The sequence below is a fragment of the Oryzibacillus soli genome (assembly GCF_051594765.1).
Lineage (GTDB): Bacteria > Bacillota > Bacilli > Paenibacillales > NBRC-103111 > Paenibacillus_AR.
In genome coordinates this window covers 81990-97868 of the sequence record NZ_JBPPGJ010000003.1, presented here as the reverse complement: position 1 = coordinate 97868, position 15879 = coordinate 81990, and the positions used below count along the sequence as shown (strand labels likewise).

The following is a 15879-nucleotide window of genomic DNA, read 5'->3' as shown; positions in this document are numbered from 1 at the left end:
CCCCGTTCGCTTCCTCCGGGGAGCCTGCTGCAGGGCCGGCATCCCTGCGTTTCTGCGCACCAATGCGTCTCCGGTACATTTCGTATTTCGGCTCCCCTGTGCTAAAATATGGAAGGGGCATATGGGCCCGTCTTATAACCACTGGAGGAGCGTGTCGGAACTGTGCCAACATCGATAACAGATTGTGCGGTATTGAGCAACGGCGTCAAGATGCCTTGGTTGGGGCTTGGGGTATTTAAAGTGGAGGATGGCGTGTCCGTATCGGAAGTGGTGAAGTCGGCCATAGCCGCAGGCTACCGGTCCATTGACACCGCCATGGTCTACCGGAACGAAGCCGGCGTGGGCCAGGGGATCCGGGAGTCCGGCGTTCCCCGGGACCAGCTGTTCATTACGACCAAGGTATGGAATGCCGATCAGGGGTATGAGTCGACCTTGAAGGCTTTTGAAGATAGCATGGAGCGTCTGGGGCTGGACGATCTGGACCTGTATCTCGTGCATTGGCCGGTCAAGGGCAAGTATGTGGAGACCTGGCGGGCATTGGTGGAGCTCTATCAGCGCGGAAGGGTCCGGGCCATCGGGGTCAGCAACTTCCAGATCCACCACCTGGAGGACGTGATCCGGGACAGCGGCGTGGTGCCTATGGTCAATCAGATCGAGTACCATCCGCATCTGAGCCAGAAGCCGCTGCTTGAATTCTGCAAGCGGAACGGCATCCAGCCGGAGGCCTGGAGCCCGCTGGCCCAGGGCCGGCTGACGGATCATCCGGCTCTGGCGGATATCGGGTCCAAGTACGGCAAGACCCCGTCCCAGGTAATCCTGCGCTGGGATCTGCAGCACGGCGTGGTGACGATTCCGAAGAGCGTCCGGCCGGAGCGGCAGAAGGAAAATGCGGAGATCTTCGACTTTGAGCTGAGCGCAGACGACATGGCCGCTATCGACGCCTTGAATCTGGACCAGCGGATCGGGCCGGATCCCGACAACTTTAACTTCTAAGCGCGGATTGCGGCATGTGGTATACTGGATCAAACGCGTAAGGATGTGGATCCATGGAATGCCGTGCCGGATGTGCCGCCTGCTGCATCGCCGTATCCATCTCGTCTCCGATCCCCGGCATGCCGGAAGGGAAGCCGGCGGGGGTACCCTGCGTCCAGCTTACACCGGACCTGCGGTGCCGGCTGTTCGGCCAGCCGGACCGGCCGGCGGTGTGCGGCAGTCTGGCCGCCTCCGAGGAGATGTGCGGGAAGTCGAATCCGGAGGCCTTCGCTTATCTGGAGGAGCTGGAACGGCTCACTTCGCCGAAGACGATAGCAGCGGAATAAGAGAATCCTTGATCGAGAAGCCTCTCCCCGGCCTGGCCGGGAAGAGGCTTTTTGCCGTATTGGGGCGGGTTAGGCGGAGGGGGCCGCTTCCGTTGCCAATATTTTGCCTACTCCGCTCTTATAGGCAGTCCTACCTCCGAATAGTATAATAGAATAACTCTAAATAATTGTGGAAGATTCCCATAACCCCGAGGCGGTGGACTCTTGTGATGCACAAATACCGGAATCTGTTTCTCGATTCCCTTGCTCAATCGATCGACAAGCTCAAAGGCTCCTCCGCCGCGGAAGGACGGGAGGTATACCGCCTGCTGCACAGCGTGCGGGGGACGGCCGGCACCTTGGGGCTGGACCGATTCTCCCTGCTGGCGGCGGAATGGCTGGAGCAGCTGGACGAAGAGGACGACTCCGTCTGGCCGGAAGAGACGCTGAAGCGGCTCCTCGGGCAGCTGGAGGCAGCCGCTCGGGAGCTGCAGTCGGCCGCGGCTTCGCTGCAGGCCGAGGCGGCGGGCGTGCCGGAGTCCCGCACGGCTGCGCAGGCCAAGCGGAGCTTGTCCGGCCAGGCGTCCGGCACCTTGGGGCTGCAGGAGCATGCGTCGGAGAAGAGCGCGCTGGTGCTGGTGCTGGACGACGACCCGGCTCTCCTGCAGGCCGTCAAGGACGGTCTGGAGACCGCGGGGTGGATGGTGCTGGCCGTGCAGGACGCGAAGCAGGCGGAGCGTCTGTTCTTCGAGATGAACCCGGACCTCGTGATGCTGAACATCCTCCTGACGGCGGAGAGCGGCTTCGACGTGCTGCGGCGCATCGCACCGCTTGCGGAGAATGCCTTCGTGCCGGTCATGATGATGAGCGGGAAGACCGACAAGGCCACCCGGATCCGCTGCTACGAAGAGGGCGCCGACGCTTTCTTGGCGAAGCCCGTGGACTTGGAGGAGCTGGTGCCGTGGGTGGCCCGGCTGCTGGAGCGACGCATCCGCCTGAAGCGGATGCTCCTGCAGGACCCGCTGACCGGCGCCCACACCCGGATGTTCTTCCGGATGGAGCTGCAGCGGAGACTGGCCGTGCAGGCGCAGCCGGGCAGCGTGGAATATGTGGCCTGCTTCGACATCGACGGCTTCGGGGAGATCAATGACTATTACGGCCACTCGGAAGGCAACCGCCTGTTGACGGAGCTGGCCCGGCTCATCCGCCGCGTGGCCCGCGGCGGCGATATGCTGATCCGGGACCATGGGGACCGGTTCTTCCTCATGATGGCCCGAGAGAAGCCGGAGGATGCCGCGCAGACGGTGGAGGAGGTGCTCCGGGAATTCAAGGCGGCGGTCCGCCGGACGGAGCTGGGCTCCTATTCCCGCACGGCTTCGGCGGGCTTGGCGGCGGTCCTGTCCCCGGGAGCCGAGCCGGAGGAATGGCTGGACCGGGCCCAGCAGGCCATGCGGTCAGCCAAGGCGGACGGAGGCGGTCTGCTCCGCATCTTCGACCAGGAGCATCCCTCCTGCACCCTGCCTCAGCTGCGGGTGGCCATCGTCGACGACGATCCGCTTCTGTGCCAGATGCTGCAGCGCCAGCTCGACGGGCTGGGCGGCCCGGGAATCCGCACGGATATCCGGACCTATCCCGACGGGGAGCAGTTCCTGGAGGACGAGTGGCATACGGGACCGGGCACCACGCTGCTGGTGCTGGACCGCTTGATGCCGCGGATGAACGGCATGGAGGTGCTTCGACGGCTGCGGGCGTCCTATGACCGCCGCAAGTACCGCATCGTCATGCTGACCGGAGTGGACGCGGATGCGGACGTGGCCAGCGCCATCGAGGAAGGCACCGACGACTACCTGACGAAGCCCTTCAGCCTGGTGGAGCTGGAGGCCCGGCTGAAGCGCTTCGTCCGGGGTATACGCAAATGAGGCCGCCTTCGATGACACTGACGGAGGCCATATGGGCGGCGGGCGCCATGCTTGCGGCGCTGCTGCTGCTCCTGGCTTATCTCGTCGCCTTGAAGGCCGCAGCCAACCGGCGGGAGCACCGGAAGCAGCTCTGGCTCCATAGACTGGCGGAGGACAACTCGGCCTTCGAGCGGTATCTGTCCGGCGGAGACCGGGAGTCCCGCACGATGGTTCCGCGGCGGGCGCTGGACCTGCAGGTGTTCGAGGAATACCTGCTCCACCGCCTGAAGCTGAATCAGACCGCCGCCGAGGCGGAGCGGGTTCGGGATTACGCCGAGCGCTACCTGAGCGGCTACTGCCGCAGCAGGCTCCGGCACCGGCGCAAGAGTGAGCGCCTGAACGCCATGCTGGCGGTGGAGAGCTTCCGCCTCTCGAGCCTGATTCCGGAGGTGGCCCGGTTCTTGGACGGCGGGGAGCCGGAGGAGCGCCATCTGGCGTTCCGGGTGCTGGCCCGGCTCCAGTACGGGCCGGCTGCGGAGCGGCTGGCGGAGAACCGCCCGCCCCTGCCCGTGTTTGTCATCCGGCAGGTGCTGCAGGTGCTGGACGCCGGAGTGCTGGAGCAGCTCATGGACCGGCTGGAGACGCTGCCGGCAGAGGTGCAGGCCAACCTGATCGACGCGGTCCGGATCCGCAATCTCCGGACGGAGGGGCTCCTGCACCGGTTGGAGGAGCTGCTCGAATCCGGCCAGGCGGAGCTGCGCATCCGGGCACTGAAGGCGGTGGCCAACTTCGGCTATATGACCGATGCCGCCGTGGAACGATTCCTTCGGCGGCTGGCGGAGGAGCCGCCGGAGCAGTGGCAGGAGCGTCTCATGGCCGTCCGGCTGATGGGCAGCCTGCGGGATGAGCGGTTCGCCGGCCGGCTGGAGCAGCTGATGGGAGATCCCGTCTATCTGGTCCGCATCGAAGCGGCCAAGTCCTTGGGTATGCTGCGGGGCGGCCGGGACCGCCTCGTGCGGATTGCGGCGGAGCATCCGGACCGGTATGCCCGGGAGATGGCACAGGAAAGGCTGGTGGCCGGAGGATGAGCGACGTATGGATCTACCGTCTGGGACGGGTCCTGGAGGCATTCAATATGGGCCTGATGGTGTATGTGGCGCTCGTATCCTTGTTCTACCTGGTGCTGTTCGCCGTGTCCGCCCGGAAGCTGCGTGCGGAGCGGGGGCTTCGGGCGGAGGCTTATGAGGAGGCCCTGAACTCGGCCTTCACCCCGCCCTTGTCCATCATTGTGCCGGCCTACAACGAGGAGGTCGGCATCGTCTCCAGCGTCCGGTCCCTGCTCAGCATCAGCTACCGGGAGTACGAGATCGTCGTGGTGAACGACGGCTCCAAGGACGGCACGGTGGACAAGCTGATCGGGGAGTTCGACATGCTGGAGCTGAAGGAGAAGGTGATCTGGAGCGGCCTGCGCAAGGAAACCAAGCCGATCCGCAAGGTGTACCGGTCCCGGAGGCACGCGAACCTGCTGCTCATCGACAAGGAGAACGGCGGCAAGTCCGACGCACTGAATGCGGGCATCAACATGTCGCGGTATCCGTACTTCGTCTCGCTGGACGGGGATACGGTGCTGGAGCCGGACGCCTTCTTGAAGGTGGTCCGCCCGATCATGGAGGCCAGTCCGGGGGAGGAGATCATCGCCACCGGAGGCAACGTGGGCATCGCCAACGGCAGCGGCATCGTCAGCGGGCACCTGGCCCGGGACGCCGTGGGACTCTCGCGCAACCGGCTGGTGGTCATGCAGGTCATCGAATACCTGCGGGGCTTCCTGATGGGGCGCATCGCCCTGGCCCGGTTCAATGTCCTCCTGATCGTCTCGGGGGCCTTCGGCGTGTTCCGCAAGGACTGGGTCATCGAGGCCGGTGGCTATGAGGTCGATACGGTCGGCGAGGACATGGAGCTGATCGTCCGCCTCCACCGGATGATCCGGGAGAAGAAGAGCCGGGCCCGGATCGCTTACATCCCCGATACGGTCTGCTGGACCGAGGCGCCGGAGTCTCTGACGATTCTGCGGAGGCAGCGCACGCGGTGGCATCGGGGGCTGTTCGAGAGCCTGTGGCGGCACAAGCGGATGCTGCTGAATCCCCGCTATGGCCGGATCGGACTGCTGGCGTTCCCGTACTACGTCTTCGTAGAGCTGCTGGGGCCTCTGGTGGAGTTCTTCGGCTACCTGACGCTCTTGGCGGACGGGATTCTGGGCAATGTGTACTGGGCCTATGCCGGCGTCCTGTCCGTGCTCCTGCTCCTGTACGGCTCGTTCCTCTCCATGGGGGCCGTGCTGTTGGAGGAGTGGAGCCTGCGCAGGTACCCGAGGATCGGGCACCTGATCCGATTGTTCTTCTATGCGGCGTCGGAAACCTTCTGGTACCGTCCGGTCATGACGGTCTGGCGTTTTCAGGGCCTCTTCCAAGCCCTTCGCGGCAAAAAGCACGGCTGGGGCGACATGGTCCGCAAAGCCGGCGTTATGGACCGCAAAACCATCTCAAAATAGCGGGAGGGAGCCGCCATGAACATGAAACGCATCAAAGGGCTTCTCCCTTATCTGACGGTCCTGCTGCTCGCCGCCGCGCTGGCCGCCCCCTGGGCGTTGTGGATGCTGAAGCCGACCCAGCCTGTGAAGACGGTCATTCTGGACAAGACCGTGCCGGACACCAGCTACCGGGAGCACAAGGGCCTGATGTGGCTCTTGAACCACAAGAAGGTAGGGAGCGGACTGGGAGGGGGCGCCTACCGGTATGATAAGGACTATTACGGGTTCTATCCCGGGAACGACAAGGTGTTCCGGGTCCGCGACCTGCCCGCTGACCTGGGTGAGAACGGGACGGATCTGCTCTACGTGACGGATGCTTACGGCGTATACGAGGAAGAGTTCACGGGCGCCAACCCGTCCGGGAACCGGTCCAAGAGCCTCTACGGCGGCATGACCCGGGAGGACGCGGCCAAGCTCCGCAGCTACCTGGCGGCGGACCGGCCCTCCACGCTGGTGGCGGAGTTCAACACCTTCGGCTCGCCGACGGAGGAGGCCGTGCGGGAGGAGCTCTATGAGCTGCTCCGGGTCCGCTGGACCGGCTGGATCGGCCGCTATATCCCGGATCTTCAGGAGGGGGGCGAGGCCCCCGGCTGGGCCGTGGACAACTATGAGCGGCAGACCGGCCGGGAATGGGCGTTCCGCGGGCCGGGCTTCCTGTTCGTGGACGATGCCGACCGGGTGCTGGTACTGGAGGAAGGCAAGGACACGGGAAGAGGCGGGCTTACGATCGGCTTCACCGGGGAGGGCCAGGCGCTGACCGGGCTGAAGGGCTCCTATTATTACAATTATTGGTTCGACGTGGTGGAACCCCTGTCCGGCGGGCGGACGCTGGCTGAGTACAAGCTGGACGCCACTCCCGAGGGGCTGGCGAAGCTGGCGGAGCAGGGCATTCCCGCCGTCTTCCCGGCGGTGATCCGGGGCTCCTCGGGCCCCCATGCCACCTACTACTTCTCAGGGGACTACGCTGATAAGGGGACGGTCCCCGGATACTACCAATACGAGGGCCTGGCCCGCCTGAAAAGCTGGCTCACCCCCGACCGCCGGGGCAGCGAGGAGGCCTTCTTCTGGAAGGTCTACGCGCCTCTGATGGACGGGGTAATCCGGGAGCTGCACTCCAGGGTGGAGGCCTTCCGGCCTGCTCCGCCGCCCGAGCCGCTCGTAGAGGGCGGCGTGAAGCTGGCTGCACGGACCTCCGGGCAGATGCTGCAGGTGTACCGGAGCGGCTCGTGGGCGGACTACTTCGTGAAGGGCGTCAACATGGGGATGGCCCGGCCGGGCCAGTGGTTCACGGAGCTGCCCCGGGACGTGAACGTCTATTACCGCTGGCTCGAGGGCATCGGCTCCATGAACGCCAACACGGTCCGCGTGTACACGCTGATGCCGCCGGAATTTTACCGGGCGCTGCTGTCCTATAACGCTTCCCACGGAGACCGGCCGCTCCTGCTGCTGCAGGAGATCTGGCCCGAGGAGAGCCCGGAGGGAATGAATGTGCTGGCGCCGGCTTACATGGCGGAATACCGCAAGGAGATCGAGGCGGCGGTGGACGCGGTTCACGGCAGGGCGGACATCCCCGAGCGGAAGGGCCGGGCCTACGGCAAGTACGAGGCGGACGTGTCCGCTTACGTGCTGGCCTATCTGGTAGGCCGGGAGCTGGAGCCCGACGAGGTGAGGGGCACGGATGCCAAGAATGCAGGCTACGCCTTCAACGGCACGTATCTGGCTACAGAGGGGGCCAGCCCCTCTGAGGCTTGGCTGGCGGCAAGCATGGACCACGCACTGACCTACGAGGCGGACCGGTATGGCTGGCAGCACCCGGTGGCCTTGGTCAGCTGGCCCACGCTGGATCCGATGGAGCATGACTCCGAGTGGAACCCCCAGGGGAAGAAGGAGCTGGAGTTCAACGACAGCGCCGTCATCGACATCCGCCATCTGAAGGCGGGACCCGGCCTTCGGACCGGCTTGTTCGGCGCCTACCACATCTATCCGAACTATCCAGACTTCATGAACAACGAGGCACAGTATGACGCGTACCGGGATGAGGAGGGGCGGCTCCGGTACGGAGGCTATCTGCAGGAGCTCATGGCGGCGCACACCGGGTACCCCGCCCTGGTGGCTGAATTCGGCCTTGCGACCGGCATGGGCAATGCCCACACGAGCCCCGACGGATACAACCATGGAGGCTTGACGGAGGAGGAGCAGGGCCGGGGCATCGTCCGGATGATGAAGGCCATCCGGCAGGAGGGCTACGCAGGCGGCGTCGTCTTCGAATGGATGGACGAATGGGCGAAGAAGACCTGGGTCACGGAGCCGTTCATGATTCCGTACGACCGCCACGCCGTCTGGCACAATATGGCGGACCCGGAGCAGAATTACGGGCTCTTGGCTATGGAATCCCTCAAGCCCGGCCCTGCGGGGGCCGCCCTGGACGGGAAGGGAGCCGTCCGTCGGCTGGAGCTCCGGGGGGATGCGTCCTATCTCTATATGGACGTGACGTTGGCGGAGCCCTACAACCCGGAGCGGACCGAGCTCCTGCTGGGCATCGATACCCTGGATCGGGCCCGGGGGGAGCGGTATTATCTCGACAGCCGCGTCGAGGCTCCGTCGGCGATGGAGTTCACGGTGGTCATTAGGGGCGCCGGAAATTCCAAGCTCCTGGTCATCCCCTCCTACAACCGGACTAATCTGAAGTTCTCCCCGGGTGTGTCGGAACAAGGGCGCTTCGAGGAGATGAAGACCCTCATCAACAAGATGAGGGTGGCCCGGGACGGACGGGTCTTCCCCATGGATTACGAGGCCTCCGGCGACCTGCGGTATGGGACTCTGGACGATTCCACACACCAGTGGTACGCGGAAGGCAATCAGGTCCATGTCCGGATTCCCTGGGGACGGCTGAACGTGACGGACCCGTCGCGGGGCACCGTGCTGGATGATCCGGGCCGGTATACGGACATTCCGGGAAGGGATGTCCTGCGGACGGCCGCCTCGGACGGCGTGGCCGTGTCGGCGGCGCTCCGCTCCCCCGGCATGCCGGACCTGCTGGGTGCCCTTCCGGACACGGGGTCCCATGAGCCGTTGGTGCTTCCTTGGAAGCCGTGGGACCGCCCCCTGTACCGGGAGCGGCTGAAGGGAAGCGTTCCGGTGATCCGGGATTACTTCGGAACGCTGCCTTGATAAGGAACTGCCTCCAATTCCTGCGGGAGTTGGAGGTTTTTTTGTGCGGAATAGGGGTGGTCTTGGTGGCTATGACCAAAAATCCTCTCGAAACCATTGCAGCACCGGGTTATAGATGTTAGGATATATGACAACGAATAGAGGGGTTACTTGGAAAGAGGGGGAATCCGCTAATTATGCGTGATATAAACTTACATTGAACTCGTCGGCATTGGGTCAAGGGGGTGAAACCGCTCATTGGGATCCCGCAGCACATTTGGATGAAGATACATAATGACGGAGGAAACAGGGAATGGTAATCACGAACTCCGCCTATCTTCGCATGCTTACGGGCCCTGCAGGCATGTCGATCGCAGGAATATATTGACGTCCGGTCAATTGGGGCGATAAGATGGTTTTTGGAGACAAAAGCCATTCTAATCTGGGTCTTCCGCCAGGGGGACCGGATCGGAGGACGGCTGCGCCTTCTTAAGGCGGAATTCCTACATAAGCGTCAAGACAGAACAATAATCGAAAAGCGAGGGGACTTAGAATGAAGAAGATCGGCATTATTTTGACTGCGGCATCTTTGGTATTCGTATCGGCTCTGGCCGGCTGCGGCAAGAAAGAGGATAACAAGCAAGGCGCAGGTGCTTCGGCTGCTCCTACAGCTGCGGCAACCGCAGCAGCAAGCCCGGCGGCAAGCCCGACAGGCGGCTCCGGCAAGGGCGCCAACTTCAAGATCGGCATGGTAACCGACGTAGGCGGCGTAAACGACAAATCCTTCAACCAGCAAGCCTGGGAAGCACTGCAGAAGCTGAATAAGGATACCGGCGCTCAGGTGAAGTACCTTCAGTCCAAGGGCGACACCGACTTCACTCCGAACCTGAACACCTTCGTGAAAGACAACTATAACCTGACCTGGGGCATCGGCTTCATCATCGGCGACGCGATGAAGGATGTCGCCACCAAGAACCCGAACGCCAAGATGGCCATCATCGACAACACCGTCGATGCGCCGAACGTGAAGTCCATCACCTTCGCCGAACATGAAGGCTCCTACCTGGTGGGCGTGGTCGCAGGCCTGATGACCAAGTCGAACAAGATCGGCTTCGTCGGCGGCATCGAGATCCCGGTTATCAAGCGCTTCGAAGCCGGCTTCAAAGCGGGTGTCGCAGCTGTTAAGCCCGACGCCAAGGTGCTGGTGAACTACACTGCCGCCTTCGACAAGCCGGACCTGGGCAAATCCGCCGCAGCCACCATGTACAACGACGGCGCGGACATCATCTTCCACGCTGCGGGCGCAACCGGCAACGGCGTGTTCAATGAAGCCAAGGACCGCGTGAAGGGCGGCAAGAAAGTATGGGTTATCGGCGTGGATAAGGACCAATCTCTGGAGTTCGGCACCGACGTAACCCTGACCTCCATGATGAAATATGTAGACCGTGCGGTGTATGAGGCCTCCAAGTCCCTGATCGAGAACGGCACCTTCGACACCAAGCCGGTTACCCTGGGCTTGAAGGACAACGGCGTAGGTCTTCCGGCCAACAACCCGAACGTACCGGCCGACGTCATCAAGAAGGTCGACGAGTACAAAGCGAAGATCGTAAGCGGCGAAATCAAAGTTCCGGAAAAGTGAGCGTGATTCCATGAACCGAGCGGCAGCCTTAGAATCCGCTCCCGTCGTGGTCGAGATGCGCGGGGTGACCAAGCGGTTCCCCGGCATCGTGGCGAATGATTCCATCTCCCTGGAGCTGAAGAAGGGCGAGATCCACGCGCTCCTGGGAGAGAACGGCGCCGGCAAGTCGACGCTCATGAATATCCTCTTCGGGCTGTATCAGCCCGAAGAAGGGGATATTCTCGTGAACGGCGAACGTGTCGTCATCGACGGGCCGAATAAAGCAATCAAGCTCGGTATCGGAATGGTGCACCAGCACTTCAAGCTGGTGCACCCTTTTACCGTAGCGGAGAATATTATTTTGGGAAGCGAGCCCAAGAAGGGCCTCGCGATTAATATCCGTCAAGCGGCGGCCGAGGTGCAGCGATTGTCCGAGCTGTACGGCCTGAAGGTGGACCCCTACGCCCGGATCGAGGATATCTCGGTCGGGATGCAGCAGCGGGTGGAGATTCTCAAAACCTTGTACCGCGGTGCGGATATTATTATTTTGGACGAGCCGACGGCGGTCCTGACTCCGCAGGAGATCGAGGAGCTCCTCGACATCATGAGGAATCTGGTGGCCCAAGGCAAGTCCATCATTCTCATCACCCACAAGCTCAAGGAAATTATGGCCATTGCAGACCGGGTCACCATCATCCGCAGAGGCAAGGTGGTAGGCTCCGTTCAGACGGGGGAGACAACACCCCAAGCTTTGGCGGAAGCCATGGTGGGTCGCAACGTCTCCTTCGAGATCGCCAAGGGCGAATCCAAGGTGGGACAGCCGGTGCTGCAGGTCCGCGAGCTGACCGTCCGCGACGCCCGGGGGCTGAAGGCGCTGAACGGCATCTCGCTGGAGGTCCGCAGCGGAGAGATTCTCGGAGTGGCCGGCGTGGACGGCAACGGGCAGAGCGAGCTGATCCAGGCTCTGACTGGACTGGCCAAGGCGGAGGGAGGCCAGATCCTGCTGAACGGCAAGGATCTGACCAACCGTACCCCACGGGTGATCTCCGAGGCGGGACTCTCCCTGATCCCGGAGGACCGGCACAAGCACGGGCTGGTGCTGGACTTCAGCATGCGGGAGAATATGGCGCTCGGCACCTACTACAAGCCGCCGTTCAACAAGAACGGCTTCATGAACGAAGAGGCCATGGAGGAGCATGCGGTCCGCCTGATCCGGGAGTTCGACGTCCGGACTCCGGGTACGCACACCAAGGCCCGCTCGCTCTCCGGCGGCAACCAGCAGAAGGCCATCATCGCCCGGGAGGTCGACAAGAACCCGGACCTCTTGATTGCGGCTCAGCCCACCCGCGGGCTGGACGTAGGTGCCATCGAATTCATCCACAGCCGCTTGATCGAGCAGCGGAACAAGGGCAAGGGCGTCCTGCTGGTCTCCTTCGAGCTGGATGAGATTCTGAAGCTGTCCGACCGGATCGTCGTCATGTATGAAGGACGGGTGGTCGGCGAGGTCCGTCCGGAAGAAACCAATGATCAGGAGCTGGGCTGCCTCATGGCAGGCAATACCGGCGGGAAAGGAGCGGAGGGATAGCATGGGCAAGTACATGCGTTGGTTTGTCAAGGATTCCGCTCTCATCCCGCTGGCGGCGATCGTCCTCGGTCTTCTGTGCGGAGCGGCCATCATGCTGATCGGGGGCTACAATCCTCTGGTCGCGTATCAGGCACTGTTCATCAAGGTGTTCGGAACCCGGTATGACTTCGGGGAGACGCTGCGGCAGATTACGCCGCTCATCCTGACGGGTCTGTCCGTCGCCTTTGCCTTCCGCACCGGCCTGTTCAACATCGGGGCCGAAGGCCAAGTGATCATGGGCAGCCTGGGTGCGGTATGGGTCGGCATCAAGGTAGACTTCCTGCCCGCCTTCCTGCATGCTCCGCTGGCCGTGCTGGCCGGAGCCGTTGCTGGCGGACTCTGGGGCGCCATTGCCGGCTGGCTGAAGGCCGCTCGCGGCGTCAACGAGGTCATCACCAGCATCATGCTGAACTGGATTGCCCTGTTCCTGTCCAATTACGTCATCAGCCACTTCCTGCTCCGCAAGGGGCAGCAGCGGTCCGAGAACATCCATTCCACGGCCTCCCTCACCTGGAGCCAATTGGGCGAATGGATGGGCGGTTCCCGCATCCATTGGGGCATCCCACTGGCGCTGGTGGCGGTAGCCGTCTTCTTCATCATTCTGTGGAAGACCAAGATGGGCTATGAGCTGCGGGCGGTGGGTCATAATCCCCATGCAGCTCAATATGCAGGGATCAACGTAAACCGGAACGTGGTCAAGGCCATGTTCATCGGCGGTGTCTTCGCCGGCTTGGCAGGCGTGTTCGAGGCGCTGGGCGTATTCGGCTATCAGACCGTTGCGGCGGCCAGCTCGGGCTATGGCTTCGACGGGATCGCGGTGGCGCTCCTCGGCGGCAACAACCCCGTCGGCGTGCTGCTGGGAGCAACCCTGTTCGGCTCCCTGACCTACGGCTCCGCAGGCATGAGCTTCGAAGCGGGTGTTCCCCCGGAGATCATCCGGGTGGTTATTGCGCTTGTCATATTCTTTGTGGCGGCCAGCGGCATGGTCCGCTGGTTGCTGCGCCCGCTGACCGGCGGCCGCAAGAAGGAGGGGGCGGCAGGGTGAATCTGGCAGAGCTGATCAATATCACGTTGGTATTCTCCACGCCCCTGATCCTGGCGGCCATGGGCGGGATATTCTCCGAACGGTCCGGTATCGTCAATATCGGGATCGAAGGCTTGATGGTGGTTGGTGCGTTCGGGGCGGGAGTCTTCTCGTTCTATGCCGAGGACGGAGGGATGGGCGCCCTGTCCCCCTGGGTGGGCATGCTGGCGGCCTTCATCCTAGGCATGCTATTGTCACTCGTCCATGCGGTGGCGACCATCACCTTCAAGGCGGACCAGACGGTCAGCGGCGTCGTCATCAACTTCCTGGCGGCGGGCTTGTGCCTGTACCTGGTGAAGCTGCTCTTCGAGGGCTCGGCGGAGACGACGCACCTGAATGAGGTCTTCTCGAAGACGGCGGTGCCCTTCCTGTCGGACATCCCGTTCCTCGGAGCGGCGCTGTTCCGGGCCTATCCGCCGACCTATCTGGCGTATGCCGTGGTGCTCATCACCTGGTACGCGCTGTTCCGGACGCCGTTCGGCCTGCGGCTGCGCGCCGTGGGCGAGCACCCGAGTGCTGCGGATACCGTCGGCATCAAGGTACAGCGGATGCGCTACATCGGCGTTATGCTGAGCGGCGCCCTGGCGGCATTGGGCGGGGCGACGATCACCCTGACCACTACCAGCGCGTTCTCGCACAACACCATCTCCGGCCAAGGCTTCATCGCCATCGCGGCCATGATCTTCGGCAAGTGGAACCCGTTCGGCGCCCTGGGGGCCGCGGTGTTCTTCGGCTTCGCCACCTCGCTGCGGAACGTGGTGCAGCTGTACGAGTGGTCGGCGAACATTCCGCAGGAATTCATCTTCATGCTTCCCTACGTGCTCACCATTCTGGTGCTGGCAGGGGCTGTCGGCAAGGCAGTCGCCCCGGCCGCCCTGGGCGAGCCCTACGACCCGGGCAAGCGGTGATCCCGAGACCGGCCTAGAGCAAGCTTCGCGACATGCGAGGCTTGCCCGGGCCGGTTTTTTTGTCTTCGGGAGCGGCCGCACACCTGAACAACTTGTACGTACATTTATCGTTGCGAATTTGTCCGGGGCGGGATAGAATGAAACATGAATCGTGACTACGTGAACAAAACGGAGGAAGCCCCATGCTTCTTGGCATCGATATCGGCACGACCAACAGTAAAGCCGGCTTGTTCGGCAAGGACGGCAAGGCCCTCGCCATTGCCAGCCGGCCCACCGCGACCCATCAGAATGAGCGCGGAGAATTCTATTATGAGCCCGAGGAGATGTGGAAGCTCCTGGCGTCGGCGGTTCGCGAAGTGACGCGGGGCGTGGACCCGGCCAAGATCGAAGCCGTCGGCATCACCAGCATGGCGGAGAGCGGCCTCTTGGTGGATCTGGACACCGGCAAGCCCTTATCCCCCTTCATGCCCTGGTTCGATACCTGCTCCAGGCCCCAGGCGGACTATATCAAGTCCCAATGCGACACCTTCGAGCGCTTCCAAGCCAGCGGCCTGCACCTGAGCTTCAAGCTGGGATTGGCCAAGCTCCTATGGTTGAAGGAGCATTACCCGCAGGCCTTCACCCCGAAGGCGCGGTGGCTGTCGGCCTCCGGCTACATCGCGTACCGGCTGTCCGGCGTCATGGGCTTCGACTATTCCCTAGCGGCACGCACCTATGCGTTCCGGGTCGATACGAAGCAATGGGATGAGCCGTGGCTCCGGAAGTTCGGCATCGATCCGGCCATCTACCCGGAGGCGACCCCGTCCGGCACCACGCTCGGCGGCATCACGCCGGCCGCAGCGGCGGAGACCGGCTTGGCCGAAGGGATGCCGGTGGCCATTGCGGGCCATGACCACGTGGTGGCCGCCCTGGCGGTGGGCGCCATTACCCCCGGCGTCATCTATGACTCCATGGGCACGGCGGAGACGCTGGTGGGCACCTTGGAGGAGAAGCCTCTCGGCCGCCAGGAGTTCGAATCGGGCTTGTCCTTCGGCTGCCATGTGGCCAAGGACCGCTTCTTCTGGATGGGCGGCAACTCGTCCTCCGGCGGCTCCGTGGAATGGCTCCGCGCCCAACTGGGCGAAGAGCCCATCTCCTACGAGCGGATGCTCGGCCTGCTCGACAAGACGAAGCCCGGGCCTACCGGCATTCTGTACTTCCCGTATCTGACCGGCAGCGGGGCGCCCGCACCGGATACGAAGGCGAAGGCCGCCTTCATCGGGCTGACGAAGGAGCACGGCCAGGGCGACATCATCAAGGCGCTCCTGGAGGGCACTGCCTACCAGCTGGAGGCCATCCGGCGCTCGGCGGAGGAGATTGCGGGCAGCCCCATCGTCCGGCTGCAGGTCGTCGGCGGCGGCACCCGGAATCCCCATTGGCTGCAGGTGAAGGCGGACGTGTCCGACTTCACGCTGGAGCTGCCTCCGATTCCGGAGGCTACGCTGCTCGGCGCAGCCATGGCGGCCGGCATCGGCGCCGGCTCCTACGCCAGCGCGGAAGAGGCGGCGCAGGCCATCGACAAGAGCGGGGCCCGCACCGTCTCCGGAGATCCGGAGCGCCACACGCTCTACCGGAAGCTCTACGAATCGGGCTACGAGGCCCTGCAGAAGCCGCTTCGCGGATATTATCAATCCTTATAAGAGCCATCCCTTCAGCAAGGCGGGTGTCCGAGG

General features: G+C 63.3%; 11 protein-coding genes. All 11 read left to right on the top strand.

Annotated features, from left to right (window positions below):
- Positions 1 to 210 precede the first annotated feature (210 nt).
- On the top strand, positions 211 to 993 hold the full coding sequence (locus tag ACSEXW_RS04615; protein ID WP_438445202.1) for an aldo/keto reductase: 783 nt from the start codon (positions 211 to 213) through the stop codon (positions 991 to 993).
- Positions 994 to 1046: 53 nt separating this feature from the next.
- On the top strand, positions 1047 to 1319 hold the full coding sequence (locus ACSEXW_RS04610) for a YkgJ family cysteine cluster protein (protein ID WP_438444930.1): 273 nt from the start codon (positions 1047 to 1049) through the stop codon (positions 1317 to 1319).
- Positions 1320 to 1528: 209 nt separating this feature from the next.
- On the top strand, positions 1529 to 3217 hold the full coding sequence (locus ACSEXW_RS04605) for a response regulator (RefSeq protein ID WP_438445201.1): 1689 nt from the start codon (positions 1529 to 1531) through the stop codon (positions 3215 to 3217).
- A gap of 11 nt (positions 3218 to 3228) precedes the next feature.
- Positions 3229 to 4284: a HEAT repeat domain-containing protein gene (locus tag ACSEXW_RS04600; protein WP_438444929.1), complete on the top strand. Its 1056-nt coding sequence runs from the start codon at positions 3229 to 3231 to the stop codon at positions 4282 to 4284.
- Positions 4281 to 5744: a glycosyltransferase family 2 protein gene (locus ACSEXW_RS04595; RefSeq protein ID WP_438444928.1), complete on the top strand. Its 1464-nt coding sequence runs from the start codon at positions 4281 to 4283 to the stop codon at positions 5742 to 5744. The genes ACSEXW_RS04600 and ACSEXW_RS04595 overlap by 4 nt, the downstream gene beginning before the upstream one ends.
- A 15-nt stretch (positions 5745 to 5759) precedes the next feature.
- A complete protein-coding gene (locus ACSEXW_RS04590) occupies positions 5760 to 8954 on the top strand; it encodes a hypothetical protein (protein WP_438444927.1) in 3195 nt (1064 codons plus the stop codon).
- A gap of 532 nt (positions 8955 to 9486) precedes the next feature.
- Complete coding sequence (locus ACSEXW_RS04585) at positions 9487 to 10572, top strand: BMP family lipoprotein (protein WP_438444926.1); 1086 nt, start codon at positions 9487 to 9489, stop codon at positions 10570 to 10572.
- 10 nt (positions 10573 to 10582) lie between these two features.
- Complete coding sequence (locus tag ACSEXW_RS04580) at positions 10583 to 12136, top strand: ABC transporter ATP-binding protein (protein ID WP_438444925.1); 1554 nt, start codon at positions 10583 to 10585, stop codon at positions 12134 to 12136.
- Between the two features lies 1 nt (position 12137).
- The gene (locus tag ACSEXW_RS04575) at positions 12138 to 13220 is read left to right on the top strand and encodes an ABC transporter permease (protein ID WP_438444924.1); all 1083 of its coding nucleotides are present in this window, start codon (positions 12138 to 12140) and stop codon (positions 13218 to 13220) included.
- The gene (locus tag ACSEXW_RS04570; protein WP_438444923.1) at positions 13217 to 14167 is read left to right on the top strand and encodes an ABC transporter permease; all 951 of its coding nucleotides are present in this window, start codon (positions 13217 to 13219) and stop codon (positions 14165 to 14167) included. Before ACSEXW_RS04575 ends, ACSEXW_RS04570 begins: the two co-directional genes overlap by 4 nt.
- A gap of 182 nt (positions 14168 to 14349) precedes the next feature.
- On the top strand, positions 14350 to 15846 hold the full coding sequence (locus tag ACSEXW_RS04565; protein ID WP_438444922.1) for an FGGY-family carbohydrate kinase: 1497 nt from the start codon (positions 14350 to 14352) through the stop codon (positions 15844 to 15846).
- The last annotated feature ends 33 nt before the right edge of the window (positions 15847 to 15879 follow it).